The organism is Serratia sp. LACPHL-BACT-2024-00286, from assembly GCF_043109535.1.
GTDB lineage: Bacteria > Pseudomonadota > Gammaproteobacteria > Enterobacterales > Enterobacteriaceae > Serratia > Serratia sarumanii.
On the sequence record NZ_JBICNA010000008.1, the window covers coordinates 107,987 to 125,539 of the forward strand.

Consider the following 17,553-nt stretch of genomic DNA (forward strand, 5'->3'; position numbering starts at 1 on the left):
TGGCCGTTTTGGTCATCATGCAATGCATTCGGTATCCAAAGCGTGATTGCGGTCGGTTATTGACCAATCTTTACTCTGCCGACCTGAATTTCGCTCTTTATGCTTATTTTTTGAAATATTTCAGTCATGGTGAAAAATTGTTCGCCCATGCGTTAAGCATAGCCAATGTCTGTTAAAAACTGCTCAGCATTGCTCAGGAAAATTCTTCATTAAGAAAACTGCCAGCCTGGCGGCGCCGGCATGCGGCGGCCGACGAGGAGATATGCGGGGTACAGCTCATTGAAGCAGGGCTTGCGATGACGTTGCCCGACGCGGACGCGGCGAACAAAAAAGTGGAAAATAAGGCTTTAGGGGGCTGAAAGTAGCCAGCCCCCAGGAAGTGCGGGTTTACAGCAGAATACGCAGCATGCGGCGCAGCGGCTCGGCCGCGCCCCACAGCAGCTGGTCGCCCACGGTGAACGCCGACAGGTACTCCGGCCCCATATTCAGCTTGCGCAGACGGCCGACCGGCGTATTCAGCGTGCCGGTCACCGCCGCCGGCGTCAGTTCGCGCATGGTCAGCTCACGGTCATTCGGGATCACGCGCACCCAGTCGTTGTGCGTCGCCAGCATCTGCTCGATTTCCGGCAGCGACACGTCTTTTTTCAGCTTCAGGGTGAACGCCTGACTGTGGCAGCGCAGCGCGCCGACGCGCACGCACAGACCATCGACCGGGATCACGCTGCCGGTGTTCAGAATCTTGTTGGTTTCCGCCTGGCCTTTCCACTCTTCGCGGCTCTGGCCGTTGTCGAGCTGCTTGTCGATCCACGGGATCAGGCTGCCGGCCAGCGGCACGCCGAAGTTATCGGTCGGCAGTTTGCCGCTGCGGGTGGCCTCGGTCACCTTACGCTCGATATCCAGAATGGCGGAAGCCGGATCCTGCAGCTCCTTCGCCACGTCGGCATGCAGCATGCCCATCTGGGTCAGCAGTTCGCGCATGTGGCGCGCGCCGCCGCCGGAGGCCGCCTGATAAGTGGCGACCGACGCCCACTCCACCAGATCGTTGGCGAACAGGCCGCCGAGCGACATCAGCATCAGGCTGACGGTGCAGTTGCCGCCGACGAAGGTTTTGATGCCGTTGTCCAGGCCCTGCTGAATCACCGCGTGGTTGACCGGATCCAGGATGATGATGGCGTCGTCCTGCATGCGCAGCGAAGAGGCCGCGTCGATCCAGTACCCCTGCCAACCGCTGGCGCGCAGCTTAGGATACACTTCGTTGGTATAATCGCCGCCCTGACAGGTAATAATGATATCGAGCGCGCTCAGCGCGTCGATATCATACGCATCCTGCAGCGTGCCCTGCTGGCCGCCGAAGGCCGGCGCGGCGGAACCGTGCTGCGAGGTGGAGAAGAAGACCGGGCGAATGGCGTCGAAATCGCGCTCTTCCGTCATGCGTTGCATGAGAACCGAGCCGACCATTCCGCGCCAACCGATGAAACCAACGTTTTTCATAATATCTGTGTCCCGCCCGGATAAGGGCTTATGTAGGTGATAACGAGTTGTGTGCAATATCTCCTCACCTTACAAAATGTCGGCGCGGGCGCAAAGTGAATTTATTCGATGGCTGGGGATTTCTCAGCAATCCTTCTTATAGGCAAGGACGCGGCCGGAAAGGCCGAGGCGTTTTCCCGATCACGAGGTCACCATGACAGAGATGATTTCCGCTACGGTATTGCTGTTTTTAATTATGGATCCGCTGGGCAACCTGCCGATTTTCATGTCGGTGCTCAAGCATCTGGAACCGCGCCGCCGCCGGGTAGTGCTGATCCGCGAGCTGCTGATCGCCCTGCTGCTGATGCTGATCTTCCTGTTCGCCGGCGAGAAAATTCTGGCGTTCCTCAACCTGCGCACCGAAACCGTCTCCATTTCCGGCGGCATCATTCTGTTTCTGATCGCCATCAAGATGATTTTCCCCACGCAGGAGGGGAACAGCTCCGGGCTGTCCGCCGGCGAAGAACCCTTCCTGGTGCCGCTGGCGATCCCTCTGGTGGCCGGGCCGTCGATTCTGGCGGCGCTGATGCTGCTGTCGCACCAGTATCCGCATCAGCTGCCCCATCTGGTGGCGGCGCTGTTGATCGCCTGGGGCCTCTCTGCGGCCATTTTGCTGATGTCGAACCTGTTCCTGCGCCTGCTGGGCAGCAAAGGCGTCAGCGCGCTGGAACGGTTGATGGGGCTGATTCTGGTGATGCTGTCGACCCAGATGTTCCTGGACGGCATACGGGCTTACATGAAGCTGTAGGCGCCTGGCGGCGCCGACGACGGCCCGCGCTCAGCGGGCGGTGATGCGGTTGATGCAGGCGAGCGTGTCGGCGACCACGCCGTCCAGCGGCTGGTTGATGTCGATCGCCTGCACATCCGGCTCCTGCTCGCCCGGCTCTTCCAGCGTGGCGAACTGCGAAACCAGCATCTGCGGTTTGAAGAAGTGGCCCTTGCGCTGTTTCAGGCGCTCCTCAATCACCGTCTTGTCCCCTTTCAGGTAGAGGAAATGCAGGTTGCGATTGCCTTCGCGCAGGCGGTCGCGATAGCTTTTTTTCAGCGCCGAACACACCAGCAGCGACACCGGATTGGTGCGTTGCATGGCGAAGATGGCGTCGTTCAAGGCCGCCAGCCACGGGGCGCGATCGTTGTCGTCCAGCGCGTGCCCGGCGGCCATTTTGTTGATGTTGGCGCGCGGGTGCAGGTAATCGCCGTCCAGCATGGCGGCATCGGCCTCGTGGGCGACGGCGCTGGCCACGGCGGATTTGCCGCTGCCGGATACGCCCATCAGGATAAATACGTGATTCTGCGGATTACTCATTGTGTCATGCCCTTATGGGAACTGGCGCGAGCGCGCCAAATGCGTCCCGACTGATAAAGATACTCTGGAACGCCGACGCCCCGCAGGGCGTCGGATAAAGATTATACGACCGTCGCCAGCAGCAGGCAGCCCACCAGGCCGCACACCGAGATGATGGTTTCCAGCACCGACCAGGATTTGATGGTTTCCATGATGCTCAGGTTGAAGTACTCCTTGAACAGCCAGAAGCCCGGATCGTTAACGTGCGAGAAGATAACGCTGCCGGAACCGACCGCAATCACCATCAGCTCAGGGCTGACGCCGGTGGTGGCGATCAGCGGGGCGACGATGCCGCCGGCGGTGATCGCCGCCACGGTGGCGGAACCCAGCGCCAGACGCAGCGCGGCGGCGATCGACCAGGCCATCAGAATCGGCGAAACGTTGCTGCCTTCCATCAGGCCGGCGATGTACTGCTCGACGCCGCTGTCCACCAGCACCTGCTTGAAGGCGCCGCCGCCGCCGATGATCAACAGCATCATGGCGATGATTTTAATCGAATCGGTGATGGTGCCCATCACTTCATCCATGGTGCGGCCGCGGTTCAGGCCGAAGGTGAAGATAGCGATCAGCACGGCGATCAGGGTCGCCATCACCGGGTCGCCGAAGAACTCGGCGAAACGCAGCAGGCTGTGGCCCTTCGGCAACACCATTTCAGCGACCGCGCGCAGCGCCATCAGGATCACCGGCACCAGCGACGTGGCGACGCTGACGCCAAAGCTCGGCATCTCCGCTTCGGTAAAGGTTTTCGGGTTGTACAGGCCTTCCGGCACCGGCTTGTCGATGCCTTTCAGGAAGCGGGCATAAACCGGGCCGGCCAGGATCACCGTCGGGATCGCCAGCAGCGTGCCGTACAGCAGGGTTTTACCCATATCGGCATGGAAGATGGTGGCGATGGCGGTCGGGCCCGGGTGCGGCGGCAGGAAGCCGTGGGTCACCGACAGCGCGGCGGCCATCGGCACGCCGACGTACAGCAGCGGGATGCGCGCGGAGGCGGCGATGGTGAACACCAGCGGCAGCAGCAGCACGAAGCCCACTTCGTAGAACAGCGCGAAGCCGACGGTGAAGCCGGTCAGCACCACCGCCCATTGAATGTGTTTTCTGCCGAACTTGTCGATCAGCGTGGTGGCGATGCGCTGCGCGCCGCCGCAGTCCGCCAGCAGCTTGCCGAGCATGGCGCCGAAGCCCATGATCAGCGCCAGGCTGCCCAACGTGCCGCCCACGCCGGCCTTGATGGAGCCGATGACTTTATCGACCGGCATACCCTGTGCGATCCCGACCGCCAGGGCAACCAGCACCAGAGAGATAAAGCCGTTCAGCTTGAAGCGGATCATCAGCAGCAGCAGCAGCGCTACGCCGCCTGCAACAATCACTAATGGCATAATTTTTCTCCAACCTTTTATCGCGACTCTCTTTACGATAGGCGTAAAGCGTGCGGTTGTTTTATTTTTAGGCTCTTTCCCGGTGTTTAAGAAGAGCTGTAGGTGTTGTTGAGTCAGAGGTTCAGTCTTGCAGCAAGATGACCGCACACTCGTTGTTACCGGTATCATGATACCGGTAACAACATGAGCGCCGGAACCGGGTAAGCGGCTAAAATTCGCGTTCTGGGACAGAGATCAAACTTATGCCGGCAACGAGCGGCGGGCTTACAGGCGGGATAACCCGCGCGCCTCAGGGCGCGCTGCAAAAAGAAAGGGTGTTAAAACAGAACGTTAAAATGGCTCAGATACTGCCGCCGGGGATCACGGTGAAACCGACGTCCACCATGCGCGGGCACACCGTTTCGCCGCGCAGCCGGGCCAGCAAGCGCTCGGCGCCGATCTGCCCCATGCGTTCGCGCGGCGTCAGCACGCTGGCCAACTTCGGCACCATCACCTGGCCGATATCATGGCCGTGGAAACCGGCGATCGCCATGTCCTGCGGGATCGACAGCCCCTGCCGCTGGCACTCGAAGGCCGCGCCGATCGCCAGGTCGTCGTTGGTGCAGAAGATACTGTCGATCTGCGGGTAGTCGCGCTGCGCCTGGCGCAGCAGCTCGCCGCCGGCGGAATAGGAGGAAGAGCGTGCGGTCATGATGCTGTACGGCTCCAGGCCGGATTCGCGCATCGCCTGCTCATACCCCTGCTGTTTGATGATGGTACGTTCATCCTGTCGGGCGCCGAAATAGACCACGTGACGGTGGCCGTGCGCGATGATCTGCTGGGTCATCTGGCGCGCCGCCTCGAAGTTGTTGAAGCCCACCGCCAGATCGATGCACGGCGAGACGCAGTCCATCAGCTCCACCACCGGAATGCCCGCCACCTCGATCATTTTCAGGGTGCGTGGCGTGTGATGGCGCTCAGACAGGATCAGGCCGTCGATATTGTAAGAAAGCAGCGAGGTCAGACGCTCTTCTTCACGCTCCGGCAGGTAGCCATAGTGCGCCAGCATGGTCTGGTAGTTGTGCGCGTCGGTGACGCTTTCGATGCCGCGCAGCACTTCGGCGAACACCTGGTTGGTCAACGACGGCAACAGCACGCCAATCGCCCGGCTGGTGGCGTTGGAGAGGATGTCCGGCGCGCGGTTGGGGATGTAACCCAGCTCATCCAGCGCGACGGCGATTTTTTGCTGCAGGGCGGCAGAAACCTGGTCGGGATTGCGCAGATAACGGCTCACCGTCATCTTGGTCACGCCCACCTTGTCCGCCACATCCTGGAGTACCGGCCGTTTTTTCTTCATTATCAATGAACTGACTAACCGTGAATGGGCAGTCATTTTAGCAAAAAAAACGGCGGGCCGATATTGTCGGTTATGCGACGGCCAACAGAACTCACAGATTCTCCGCGCCAAGCGGAAACCGATAACCGCTACGTGCACTTCATCACACATTCGCCGTAATTTTTGGATCTCTCCACGCTTTTGGTGTATCCCTGACATAAATCTTCACTTAAATGAATATTTAAATGAGCCGCAGTCAATTTATAAAAAAAGAAGGGTTATCGCTGAGCTGTCTGGCGATGTACTTGCTGGGATGCCAACCGGGGGAGCGATTAAAAACGATTGGCGAACTGGCCCACGACAACGCCCTGTCCATCGGTTTGATGCAGGCGGCGCTCAAGACACTGGAAAACGCAGGCTGCATAACCGTACAACGCAGCGGGCGCAACGGCAGCTTCTTAACCCATGTGGACTATAGGTCGCTGCTGGATTACGCCAACATTTCCCGCGTTGTTTGCGCCATGCCGTTACCCTATACCCGCGAGTACGAGGGGCTCGCCAGCGGATTGAAGCGCGAGTTTTCCGACGTACCGTTCTACTTCGCACATATGCGGGGAGCGGATATTCGCGTGGAATGTTTGCGCAATGGCATTTATGACCTGGCGGTCGTCTCGCGTCTGGCCGCCGAAGAGTATGTAAGCCGGCCGGAAAACGGGGTGAAGATCGCGGCGACGCTTGGAGAGCATTCTTGGGTATCGCATCAAATCATTCGCCGCCGCGGGGATCACGGCGCGGTGCGCAGAGTCGGCGTGGACTGCCGTTCGATGGACCAAAAGCTGCTGACGGATATGATTTATGACCCGGCGGCGGTCGCACGGGTGGAAATTCCTTACCACGACTGCCTGAGCCGGCTCGAAAACGGCACCATCGATGCCGTCGTCTGGAACGTCGAGAACCGCCGGGTGTTGGCCCGCTACGGGCTGGAGGCCGTGCCCCTGGAAGGGGATCAACGCGTCGTGCTGGCGACGGAGGCTACCATTTTAATCCGCAGCGATGACCGAAGCACCGGGAAACTGCTGGATACTTTTGTCGATACGCATCGGGTTCGCCAGCATCAGCGCGCCGTGGTGTCAGAAGAGATTGAGCCCAGCTATTGAAGGAGAGATTGTGGAAGAGAAGATGAAGCTGCTTTGCCAGGCCGGAGTGATAGATGAAGATATCTTCCGCGGCATGTTGCAAGTCATTGACGATCTGGAAACGCGCTGGGGGCGCCCGCTGCCCGAGGAACAGGGATGGATGGCCATCGCGCATATGGCGAACGCGCTGATGCGTTCACGGCGCGGCGAAATCATCGCACCGCTGGGCGAGGATTTTCTGCAGGAGATCGCCGCATCGGGTGAACTGCCCCACCTGCGGCGGCTGAATGATGGGCTGCTGGCAAAGTTCAGCGTACGGCTGCATCCCAACGAGGAAGGTTATCTCTTGGCCAACCTGTTCGGCTTGTCTCCCCAACAGCGGCATTGATTTTTTCGCAACAAATGTTCAAAAAAATGAATATTTAAACGACGGCCAATCTGATGTTCCGGAAACCGCTGTCTTAAGGAGTCGCCAACCCTATGTTTTTAGATGCGCTACGCAAACAAAATCAACCGCTGATTGACGCGTCGATCGGGCTGCTGCGCCAGCACAAACTCACGCCGGACACCTGGGTGATCGATGTGGATATGGTGAAACAGAATGCGCGCCGCATTCTGCAAACGGCGGAAGAATATCGTGTGACGCCGTATGTGATGAGCAAGCAGTTCGGCCGTAATCCCTGGCTAACCCAACAAATTATCGACCAGGGGTTCAGCGGAGCGGTGGCGGTGGATTTCCGCGAGGCGCGATGCCTGGCCAATAACGGCGTGCCGCTTCGCCATCTGGGGCATTTAGTGCAAATTCCGGACGGGGAAATCGAAAGCGCGCTGCGATGCCGGCCGGAAGTCATCACGGTTTTCTCATTTGAGAAAGCGCGCAGGATCGCCGAATGCGCCCGGCGTCTCGGCATGCGGCAACGCCTGCTGCTGAAAGTATGCCAGACCGGCGATATCGTCTACCCCGGTCAGGAAGGCGGCTTCCTGCCTGACGAGCTGGTCGATGTCGCGGCGCGCATCGCCGCGCTTGGCGGCGTGGAGATCGTCGGCGTCACGAATTTTCCTTGCGCCCTGGCGTCGGCAACGGCGGGCGAAAGCCTCACCACGCCGAACTTTACCACGCTGGTCAACGCGGCGAAAACGCTGCGCGCGGCGGGCTTTCCTATCGAGCAGGTTAACGCCCCGTCGGCCAATAGCTGCAACACCATCCCTGCGCTTGCCCGCGGCGGCGCGACGCATATTGAACCTGGCCACGCGTTTACCGGCACCATTCCGGCCAATGAATACGGCGATCAACCGGAACGCATCGCCATGCTGTATCTGTCGGAAGTGTCTCATAACGCAGGATCGAACAGCCTGTGCTTCGGCGGCGGCTATTACCGCCGCGGCCGCCTACGGAACGCGCTGGTTTTCGCCGGGGATACCCCCAGCGAGACGCGGACACTGCCGTTCAAATCGGACAATATCGATTACTACCTGGGGCTGGAGGGCAATTTCGCGGTTGGCAGCCCGGTAATCATGTGTTTCCGCACGCAGATCTTCGTCACCCGCAGCGACGTAGCGCTTATCCAGGGCATCAGCGCAGGCCGGCCAACGCTGGCCGGGCTCTACGACAGCCTGGGCAATCCCATCGTCTCGCGGCAATAGCCAAACGCCGTCGGCGTCTCAGCCGCCAATATCAGGGGGGAACACAGCATGAACAAATTTGTAGTCCTGGTGATCGACAGCTTTGGCGTCGGCGCCATGGAGGATGTGCCGCAAGTCAGGCCGAACGACGCAGGCGCCAATACCTGCGGCCATATCTTGCAGCAATGTCCCGACCTGCGCCTGCCCGCAATGGAAAGATTGGGCCTGATCAACGCGCTGGGATACCGGGCCAACGTGATGGAGCCCAATCCGCAGGCAAACGTCGGCAAAGCGGCTCTGCAACATGAAGGCGCCGACTCGTTCATGGGGCATCAGGAAATTATGGGAACTCAGCCCAAACAGCCCTTCAGAATGCCGTTCGGCGAAATCATGGATAAAACGGCTGGCGCCCTGCGGAAAGCGGGCTACCGGGTGCAGCGGCTCCCGGTGACGGCGAATACGGCATACCTTTGGGTCAACGACGCCGTGGCCGTCGGCGATAACCTTGAAACCGACCCCGGCCTGGTCTACAACGTGACCGCCAATCTGAACCTGATCGATTACGACACGGTCAGAAAAATCGGCGCCATCGTTAGGCGATGCGCGCCCGTGAGCCGCGTCATTGTCTTCGGCGGAGAAAGCACCAGCAACGAAGCCATCGCCGCAGCGGCGCAAAGCCGGCAAGACATGTACGCCGGCATCGATGCCCCGCGTTCGGGCGTCTACCGGCAAGGCTTCCGGGTCGTTCATTTGGGTTACGGCGTCGATGAGGCCGTACAGGTTCCCGCCTGTCTGCAACGTCAAGGCATCCCGACATCCCTGATAGGGAAAGTGGCGGATATCGTCGCCAATCCCGACGGCGATAACTTCGGCGGGATTGTCGATTCCGCGCAAATCATGGCGCTGACCCTGAGCGAAGCGCAACGACCGGGCCGGCGATTTATCTGCACCAACATTCAGGAAACCGATCTGGCCGGGCATGCGCAGGATGTGGCGCGTTATGCGGAGCGCCTGCAACTGGTGGACGGATATCTGGCGCATCTCATGTCGCTGCTGGATAAGGACGACGCGTTAGTGGTCATGGCCGATCATGGCAACGACCCGACGATCGGGCATTCACAGCACACGCGCGAGTGCGTGCCCCTGCTGGTCTGGCGCCCGGGCGTCACTGGCGTCCGGCTGGGAGATCGGGCCACGCTGTCCGACGTGGGCGCCTCCGTTTGCGACGCCTTCGGCGCTCCCGCACCGCAGAACGGCACCTCTTTTTTCTCATTATTGCAGGGGAATTCTCATGGCTGATCAGATTGAATGGCTCAACGCCGACGGCTACACCTATGCGCATGAACATCTGCACATCGATCTTTCACCGTTTAAGCATAACGATGACTGTCGCCTCGACAGCTATGCTCTGCTGCGCGATGAAATGGAGGCGTTGATGGCGCGGGGAGTCCGCAACATCGTCGAGGTAACGAACCGCTATATGGGGCGGGATGTCCACTTCATCGCGCGCCTGATGCGCGACACCGGTATCAACGTGCTGCTCTCCACCGGCTACTACCAACAGGATTTCTATCCCGAACACGTCGCCACCCGAGACGCGCAAACGCTGGCCGCCGAAATGATTGCCGAAATTGAATGCGGCATCGACGGCAGCGGCCTGTGCGCTGGCGTGATTGCCGAAATCGGCAGCAGCGAGGGCCGAATCACGCCCGACGAATCAAAAATGTTCCACGCCGCCGCCCTCGCTCACCACGCCACGGGGCGGCCAATCTCCACGCATACCAGCTTCAGCACCATGGGGCCGGAGCAGCTCGCCCTGCTGCAATCTTACGGCGTGCCGGCCGACCGCATCGTGATTGGCCACTGCGATCTGAAAGACAATCTGGAAACTGTCTTGCACCTGATCGATCGGGGAGCGTGGGTGCAGTTCGACACCATTGGCAAAAACAGCTACTACCCGGATGAAAAACGCGTGGCGATGCTGACCGCGCTGTCGCAACGCGGCCTGCTCGAGCGGGTGATGCTGTCGATGGACATCACGCGCCGTTCGCATCTGCGCGGCAACGGCGGCCCCGGCTTCAGCTACCTCATGGACAGTTTCGTTCCGCTGTTGCTGGAGGCGGGGATCGGTCAGCAAGCCGTGACCGCAATGCTGCAACACAACCCAAATCGGTTCTTCAAATAATAAGGTGATAGCCATGAAAAAAATCGGAATTGCAGGTTTACAGCGGGAACAGATCAAACAGGCCATCGAGAGCGCCGCCCCAGGCATTTTTGACGTCAGCATCTTAAGCGACATGGACGCCGCCGCCCGAGTCAAAAACGGCGAACTGGACTATTTCATCGGCGCCTGCAATACCGGCGCCGGCGCTGCGCTGTCCATCGCGATAGCCATCATCGGCTTCAACAAATGCTGCACGATCGCCAAGCCGGGCATTCGTGCGAAAGAAGAGCAAATAACGAAGTGGGTGGCGGAAGGAAAAGTCGCGTTTGGCCTTTCGGTCGAGCACGTCGAACATGCGATCCCGCTGTTGATTCGGCAACTGTCATAAGGAGGCGAAAATGGACCCTATCCTTTCCGTCATTCTGGTGTCCCTGTTGACGGGCATGACGGCGCTGTTATCTCACCGTTCGGCGGCAGTCTTTCATGACGGCATTCGCCCTATCCTTCCGCAACTGGTGGAAGGCCATATGAACCGTCGGGAAGCGGGCAGCATCGCTTTTGGCCTCAGCATAGGGTTCGTGGCCTCCGTCGGCATTTCATTTACCTTGTCCACCGGCTTGCTGAACAGCTGGCTGCTGTTTCTGCCTACCGACATCATCGGCGTGCTGGCCGTCAACGTGTGGCTGGCATTCATTCTCGGCGCCATCTGGGGCATTCTGGTCTTCACCAGCCTGCAGCCCATCAACCAACTCCTGACCTCGCTGCCGGTAGACATCATTGGCGCGCTGGGGGAACTGAGTAACCCGGTCGTGTCGGCCTTCGCGCTCTTTCCCCTGGTCGCCATTTTCTACCAGTTCGGCTGGAAACAGAGCGTGGTCGCGGCCCTGCTGGTGTTGCTGTCGCGCCTGATCGTCGTGCGTTATTTCCCGCATCTGTTCCCGGAGTCGATCGAAATCTTCGTCGGTATGGTTTTGCTGTTGGGCATCGCGATTTTCCGCGATCTGAGAGATCGGCGGACTTCCCCAACGGGTGAAGAGGCTTCGGCCCCGTCGATGTTTGAGGAGCGCACACAGCGCATTATCAACAACCTGCCGCTTATCGCCGTAACCGGCGCGCTGATTTCTGCCGTCGCCAGCATGAAGATCTTCGGAGGCTCCGAAGTCTCGATTTATACGCTGGCGAAAGCCTACGCGCCCGGCATCTCGCCCGAAGAATCAGACGCCCTTCTGCACCAGGCGGCGCTGGCCGAATTCATGCGCGGGCTTGGATTCATTCCGCTGATCGCCACTACCGCGCTGGCGACCGGGGTATATGCGGTGGCGGGCTTCACGTTCGTCTTTGTCGTCGGCTACCTTTCCCCCTCGCCCTGGCTTGCCGCACCGGCGGGCGCCATCGTCATCACGCTGGAAATCCTGCTGCTGCGCTATATCGGCAAATGGCTGGGCCGATATCCTTCGGTGCGCAATGCATCCGACAATATCCGCAACGCGATGAATATGCTGATGGAATTCGCCTTGTTGATCGGCTCCACTTTCGCGGCCATCAAAATGGCCGGGTACACGGGCTTCAGCATGGCGGCGGCGCTCTATTTCCTTAACGAAGCGCTCGGCCGCCCGGTGCTGAAAATCGCCGCGCCGGTGGTGGCGGTCATTATCACCGGCATTCTGCTCAATATTTTCGGCTGGATCGGCCTGTTTGTGCCGCAGTGATCAAACCGTCGTCATTACTGAAACAGCGTCATGCCAGGAAGGGAATATATAACGATGGCTATATTCACTCTGAACATAAAACGAAGCGCCGTTACAGGGCTCGCCCTGATTTGTCTGCAAAACGCGCCGGCGCATGCCGAGTCCATCGCGCCCAACAGCGATACCCGCGAGCGGTGGCGGGTAGACTATTCGGATATCGGCTATCCGAATGTAGGCTTTTCTCCCTACATAGAAGGCTGGATCAACGGTTATCTTACGCCCGCAGACTATCCGGACGGCGCGGCAATCCTGCCGGCCCCGCCGATTGAAGGCAGCGCGGCCTGGAAAGCCGACGAGGAAACCTTTTACCAGCTCCGCAAACTGCGCGATACGCCCCGGGGCAGGTTGGCGGTGGAGGATGCCAATCTGTCCTTCAATGCCATCGGTCGGGCTTTCTCCGCAGCGTTGGGGACGGAGATATCGCGCCAGCGCACGCCGCATACCCACCTTTTGCTGAGCCGCCTGCTCACGGACGCCGGCTATGCTTCCAACGGCGCGAAAAAGGCCCACGCCCGCATTCGCCCCTACTCCGCGCTGCGGGTGGAGAGCTGTACCCCGCAAGAGCACAGTGCGCTCAGCAACGATGGCGGTTCCTATCCCTCCGGGCATGCCGTAACCGGTTTCGTATGGGCGATGACGCTGACGGCCATGGTGCCGCAACGTGCGACGGAGCTCATGCGCAAGGGTTATGAGTTTGGCCGCAGCCGGCTGATTTGCGGCGTACACTGGGCCAGCGATGTCGAAGCCGGCCGCGTGTTGGCGGCCGGTGCCTTTGCTCGATTGCAAGCCAGCGCGGAATATCAGCAGCAATTTCGGGAAGCAAAACGAGAGATAGATCGGCTGTTGCAGCAGCAAACGGAAGAACGCTGACCCTTAGCCCGCGTCGATTCCCCCGCGCTTGCGCGCGGGGGAATCATGCCATTCCGCGGCGACTATGGAAGAGCATTAGGGGTTAAACGGTGTGTCATAGCCTGCGAACTGATAGACATACTGCAAAATCGCCGTGCCGTTTTCATCCGCCCGATTTTCACGATCGACCAGCAGGGCGGTAATGCCCTCCGCACCGCGCAGATGGGCGCCGCCGAGTAAACCCGACAGCGTGATTTCCACCGCATCCGGCACGCCCGGCGGCGGCGTCAACACGGGATGGCATTCAGACCAACGAATAGTGGTGCCCAAATAATCATTCAGGGTTTTGCCTCTCTCCGCCAGCAAACGCACCATGCCCTCGTACTTATCGACAAAATGATCTTTGGCGACATAGTCCTGTTTATCCGGATCGAGAACATCGTCAAAACTATTAATGCCGTGTTTGCCGGTAAAGGTCCCTTGCCAGGTATTCACATCCGTGACATGCACTTCGCCTTTGCCAGGCAGATTCATGACCTTATCCCGCACGCCGTTGGCCCAATTTGACACCGGCACGTCGGAATAATATTTAGGGAGATGGTTTTCATCATAATGCGTGTAATATCCCAGATCCCAGAAGTCTTGTTCGCTGAGCTGGTAACCGATAAAACCGAGATAGTTCATCGTCGCATACTGCATTTGCTTGAACATCTGAGGATCCGTTGAACCTTGAGTATAGTATTTGCCGATACCCAAACGCTCGAAATATTCTCTTATCGAGACATTGCTTTTGGTTGTCGTGCCATCCTGGGCCCGAATAACCCGGCCGGGATACTCCACATCCTGATAAGATGTCGCGGTTGGATTATCATAATTTTCCGCATAATATTGCGCTTTTTGCGGATCGATCGTGCTTTCGAAAGTGAGTATCGCATTTAAGAAATCATCATAAGTGCCGTTACGTTCATTTTTAATTTTCATCATTTTTCCTCTACCTCCAGGTATGAGATTGTTTTCTGCAATGGCATTCAGCGTGTCGAAAGCCCGTACGCGTGAGCTCGGACGCCCCTCTGTGGCGCGATTGGAAAACCAAAAAATAAACTGACGAAAGAAATTAAAAATATATTTAGCACGCAACCCACTGAGCGGCTATCGTCCAAGTCAAAAAATCAGCCACCGCTCTGGCACTCATTTCCGGACCGTTTTATTTACGTATTTCAGCCCGTCAATATTATTTGACCATCAGTTCACAGACGCCCTACCTGAAATTAACATCATGCAAACACAAACAATGGCATTGCCTTTGCAATTAATACGTTATCAGGAAATGATTTATTTATATAATAATTCTAAATCCTTTATTAAATCGCTCGATAAACAGACAGGCTGTAAATATTATTATCAATAATGTAAAGCCAGATTAATTTAATCGTTGCCGCTCTCATGTCAGGCGTATAAAAATCACACAGCGGCTCCAGAATTAACTTTCTTGCTCAAAAGAAGGCAAACACTTTTTGCAGCCTGGCGCGAAGGAAACGCCAGAAAACCGAGGAAATAACCGGGCCATAACAAGAAAACCAACCCGCACTCCAGGCTAAGCCTGAAGCACCAGGTTGGTCATATTGCGCCGCCAGCCGCATCAGCGGAAGGCAACAACTTGATATTTACCGCCTAATCACACCGACGGCAGATCGAACAGCAGGATTTCGCTCTCTTCGTCGGCCTGAATCGTCAGACCCGATTCATCCCACACCGCAAACGCGTCGCTGATGCCGGCGGCCTGGCCGTTGACCGAGACCTTGCCGCGCACCACCTGGATCCAAATGCGACGGCCGGCGGCGATCGGATACTCACCCTGCTCGCCTTTATTCAGCGCCCAACGCGACAACGTCATATCCTGGAACACCTTCAGCGAACCGTCGCGCGCATCCGGCGACAGCACCAGCTGACGGCCCTGCGGCGCGTCGAACATGCGCTGCTCGTAGCGCGGCTCCAGCCCGACCTGATCCGGAATGATCCAAATCTGGTACAGGTGCAGCGGACGATCCTGATTGGCGTTGTACTCGGAGTGACGTACCCCGGTGCCCGCGCTCATGATCTGGAATTCGCCGGCCTGGATCTGCTCCTTGTTGCCCATGCTGTCCTGATGCTCCACCGTGCCGCTCAGCACATAGGTCAGGATTTCCATGTCCTTATGCGGGTGGGTGCCGAAACCCTGCCCGGCGTCGATCACATCTTCGTTGATCACACGCAGCGCCGAGAACCCCATAAAGTTCGGATCGTAGTAGTCGGCAAATGAGAAGGTGTGCCAGCTATCCAGCCAGCCATGATTGGCGTGGCCGCGGTCTTCCGCTTTACGTACATAAATCATATTCAACTCTCCTCAATGTTTTTTTACAGTCTAGTCCTGCGGGCAGAATAAGAAAGCGTAAAAAACTCATGCCTCTGTTCAAAAATTTCGATGGAATGAAACGGCGGATGGGCAACGGATTTGTTGAAGGCGGAAGCGGTTGAAAAAGGGCAAAAAAAAAGCCAGCACCCGAGCTGGCTAAGTAAACACTGGAAGCAATGTGAGCAATGTCGTGCCTTCGCAGCGAGAGTATCAAGGGTTGATGCCCTCCCCGGAACGCATCGCAATAATAATCATTATCATTCGCACCTGTAAAGCGTTTTTTTTGACCCGTTGAAATAATATTGACTCAAGGCAGTAAACGGATAAATTCAGAGGTTATTCAACCGGTAAGCAACAGGAGCAGCGAGATGAGCGAGATCGTGATACGCCACGTGGAAACAACGGATGCGCAGGCCCTGCATCATCTTTATTCGCTGGCGCCCGTCTACCGCGATACGCTGCAGCTACCGCTACCATCCGTCGAGTCCTGGCAGAAGCGCCTCGCCAATCCCGAACCGGGCACGTATAACCTGGCGGCCGTTATCGACGGGCAGCTTGCCGGCCAGTTGGTTGTGATGCTGAATCAGCGCGTGCGCCGCCGCCACGTGGCCACCTTCGGCATCGGCGTCGATCCGCGCTACCACGGTAAAGGCGTCGGCAGCCGCCTGATGCAGGCGATGATCGACCTGTGCGACAACTGGGCGGCCATCGAACGCATCGAGCTGACGGTATTCACCGACAACCCGGCGGCCATCGCGCTGTACCGCAAATTCGGCTTCGAGATAGAGGGCACCAGCCGCGCCTATGCCATGCGCGACGGCGTACTGGTCGATGCCTACCATATGGCGCGTTTTCGCTCCGGGCAGCCGCGCGGCGATGCGTAATCTTCCCCACCCGCAGGGGCCGCTGCGCCGGCCCCTGAACATCAACCGCCGAACCTTTTTACAAGCGCTGGCCGGCCTGACCGCCGCCGTCGGCATATTCTCTCCTCTCACCCCATTAGGTGCCGCTATGCCAACTTCCGCCGCCGGACGCCCAGGCGCCCGCAACCTGATTACCGATGTGCCGGGCCTGAAGGTCGGCGTGGCGCAGGACAGCCGGGTGCGCACCGGCGCGACGGTTATCCTGCCGGACAGCTCGGCGATCGCCGCCGTGGACGTGCGCGGCGGCGGCCCCGCCACCCGGGAAACCGACGCGCTGGGCGAAGACAATTTGGTGCAGACCGTCGATGCGCTGACGTTCAGCGGCGGCTCGGTTTACGGCCTGGCGGCGGCGGACGGCGTCGCTGCCTGGCTGGGGCAACAGGGTAAAGGCTACGCGCTGCGCCCGGCGCCCGGCGTGCCGGTCTCCCCGATCGTGCCCACCGCCTGCCTGTACGATCTGGCCAACGGCGGCGACAAAAACTGGCAGCTCACGCCGCCGTATCGCCAGTTGGGCATCGATGCGGTCGGCAAGGCCGGGCTGAATTTTCCGCTCGGCACCGTCGGTGCCGGCTATGGCGCCATGACCGGCATGGGCAAGCTGAAAGGCGGCCTCGGCTCGGCATCTATCATTGCCGCCAACGGCGCTACCGTCGGCGCGCTGGTGGCGGTCAACAGTTTGGGTGCAGTGGTAGCGCCCGGCACCCGCGCCTTCTGGGCGACGCCCTATGAAATTGACGGTGAATTCGGCAACGGCGGCACGGCGGCGCTGGCGCAACTGCGCGCCCAGGGCGAAGATTGGATGGAACAAGAGCCGCAGGGCGGCAGAAAGAACACCACCCTGGCCTGCATCGCCACCGATCTGGCGCTGACGCGAGTGGAGTTGAAACGGGTGGCCATCATGGCGCAAGACGGCATGGCGCGCGCTATTCGCCCGCTGCACAGCCCGTTTGACGGCGACGTGGTGTTCGCCCTGTCCACCGGGCAGCGCGAGGTTCAGGGCAGCCGCGAACTGGCGGTGCTGCAAATCGGCGCGCTGGCGGCGGACACCCTGGCCCGGGCGATCGCCCGTGGCGTGCATGCCGCCACGCCGTGGCCAGGCAGCCAGGTCGCAACCTGGCAAACGCTCGGCGGCTAACACGCCGCCACCAA

17 protein-coding genes are annotated in these 17,553 nt (G+C 59.1%); 11 read left to right on the forward strand and 6 right to left on the reverse strand.

Translation table 11 applies throughout. The annotated features are described in order from the left end of the window. Positions 1–387 precede the first annotated feature (387 nt). Entirely contained in the window at positions 388–1,491 is a 1,104-nt protein-coding gene (asd, locus tag ACF8MC_RS21640) for an aspartate-semialdehyde dehydrogenase (protein WP_033636337.1), read from the reverse strand. 193 nt (positions 1,492–1,684) lie between these two features. Between asd and ACF8MC_RS21645 the strand changes: the two genes are divergently transcribed. After that, positions 1,685–2,278: a YhgN family NAAT transporter gene (locus ACF8MC_RS21645; RefSeq protein WP_033654449.1), complete on the forward strand. Its 594-nt coding sequence runs from the start codon at positions 1,685–1,687 to the stop codon at positions 2,276–2,278. A gap of 30 nt (positions 2,279–2,308) precedes the next feature. Here ACF8MC_RS21645 and gntK read toward each other — a convergent pair whose 3' ends face one another. The 3 genes from gntK to gntR form a co-directional block, all read right to left on the reverse strand. Then, on the reverse strand, positions 2,309–2,836 hold the full coding sequence (gntK, locus tag ACF8MC_RS21650) for a gluconokinase (protein ID WP_033636338.1): 528 nt from the start codon (positions 2,834–2,836) through the stop codon (positions 2,309–2,311). Between the two features lie 101 nt (positions 2,837–2,937). Then, entirely contained in the window at positions 2,938–4,254 is a 1,317-nt protein-coding gene (gene gntT, locus ACF8MC_RS21655) for a gluconate transporter (RefSeq protein WP_033636339.1), read from the reverse strand. A gap of 340 nt (positions 4,255–4,594) precedes the next feature. Then, positions 4,595–5,590, reverse strand: coding sequence for a gluconate operon transcriptional repressor GntR (gntR, locus tag ACF8MC_RS21660; RefSeq protein WP_004930833.1), 996 nt, complete (start codon positions 5,588–5,590; stop codon positions 4,595–4,597). Between the two features lie 224 nt (positions 5,591–5,814). On the opposite strand from gntR, the gene yhfZ reads away from it, so the two are divergent. From yhfZ to ACF8MC_RS21700, 8 genes are all read left to right on the forward strand, one after another. Further along, a complete protein-coding gene (gene yhfZ, locus ACF8MC_RS21665; RefSeq protein WP_164105581.1) occupies positions 5,815–6,726 on the forward strand; it encodes a GntR family transcriptional regulator YhfZ in 912 nt (303 codons plus the stop codon). 10 nt (positions 6,727–6,736) lie between these two features. Continuing rightward, entirely contained in the window at positions 6,737–7,093 is a 357-nt protein-coding gene (locus ACF8MC_RS21670; protein ID WP_060423607.1) for a hypothetical protein, read from the forward strand. 92 nt (positions 7,094–7,185) lie between these two features. Then, entirely contained in the window at positions 7,186–8,349 is a 1,164-nt protein-coding gene (locus tag ACF8MC_RS21675; RefSeq protein WP_047570188.1) for a YhfX family PLP-dependent enzyme, read from the forward strand. Between the two features lie 48 nt (positions 8,350–8,397). Then, positions 8,398–9,627: a phosphopentomutase gene (locus ACF8MC_RS21680; RefSeq protein ID WP_047570186.1), complete on the forward strand. Its 1,230-nt coding sequence runs from the start codon at positions 8,398–8,400 to the stop codon at positions 9,625–9,627. Then, positions 9,620–10,513: a phosphotriesterase-related protein gene (locus tag ACF8MC_RS21685; protein WP_033654454.1), complete on the forward strand. Its 894-nt coding sequence runs from the start codon at positions 9,620–9,622 to the stop codon at positions 10,511–10,513. The genes ACF8MC_RS21680 and ACF8MC_RS21685 overlap by 8 nt, the downstream gene beginning before the upstream one ends. A gap of 13 nt (positions 10,514–10,526) precedes the next feature. Then, positions 10,527–10,880, forward strand: coding sequence for a DUF2620 domain-containing protein (locus tag ACF8MC_RS21690; protein WP_033654455.1), 354 nt, complete (start codon positions 10,527–10,529; stop codon positions 10,878–10,880). 10 nt (positions 10,881–10,890) lie between these two features. Then, entirely contained in the window at positions 10,891–12,201 is a 1,311-nt protein-coding gene (locus ACF8MC_RS21695; RefSeq protein ID WP_047570181.1) for a YhfT family protein, read from the forward strand. A gap of 54 nt (positions 12,202–12,255) precedes the next feature. Further along, positions 12,256–13,110 carry a phosphatase PAP2 family protein gene (locus tag ACF8MC_RS21700; RefSeq protein WP_164105584.1) on the forward strand — a complete coding sequence of 285 codons (855 nt, stop codon included), beginning with the start codon at positions 12,256–12,258 and terminating at the stop codon, positions 13,108–13,110. A gap of 75 nt (positions 13,111–13,185) precedes the next feature. Here the strand turns inward: ACF8MC_RS21700 and ACF8MC_RS21705 are convergent, their stop codons facing one another. Then, positions 13,186–14,073, reverse strand: a complete 888-nt coding sequence (locus tag ACF8MC_RS21705) for a hypothetical protein (RefSeq protein WP_041037055.1) — start codon at positions 14,071–14,073, stop codon at positions 13,186–13,188. Between the two features lie 691 nt (positions 14,074–14,764). Then, complete coding sequence (locus tag ACF8MC_RS21710) at positions 14,765–15,460, reverse strand: pirin family protein (protein WP_164105586.1); 696 nt, start codon at positions 15,458–15,460, stop codon at positions 14,765–14,767. A gap of 389 nt (positions 15,461–15,849) precedes the next feature. Between ACF8MC_RS21710 and ACF8MC_RS21715 the strand changes: the two genes are divergently transcribed. Next, positions 15,850–16,365: a GNAT family N-acetyltransferase gene (locus ACF8MC_RS21715; protein WP_164105588.1), complete on the forward strand. Its 516-nt coding sequence runs from the start codon at positions 15,850–15,852 to the stop codon at positions 16,363–16,365. After that, entirely contained in the window at positions 16,358–17,539 is a 1,182-nt protein-coding gene (locus ACF8MC_RS21720) for a P1 family peptidase (RefSeq protein WP_164105590.1), read from the forward strand. The genes ACF8MC_RS21715 and ACF8MC_RS21720 overlap by 8 nt, the downstream gene beginning before the upstream one ends. Positions 17,540–17,553: the final 14 nt, after the last annotated feature.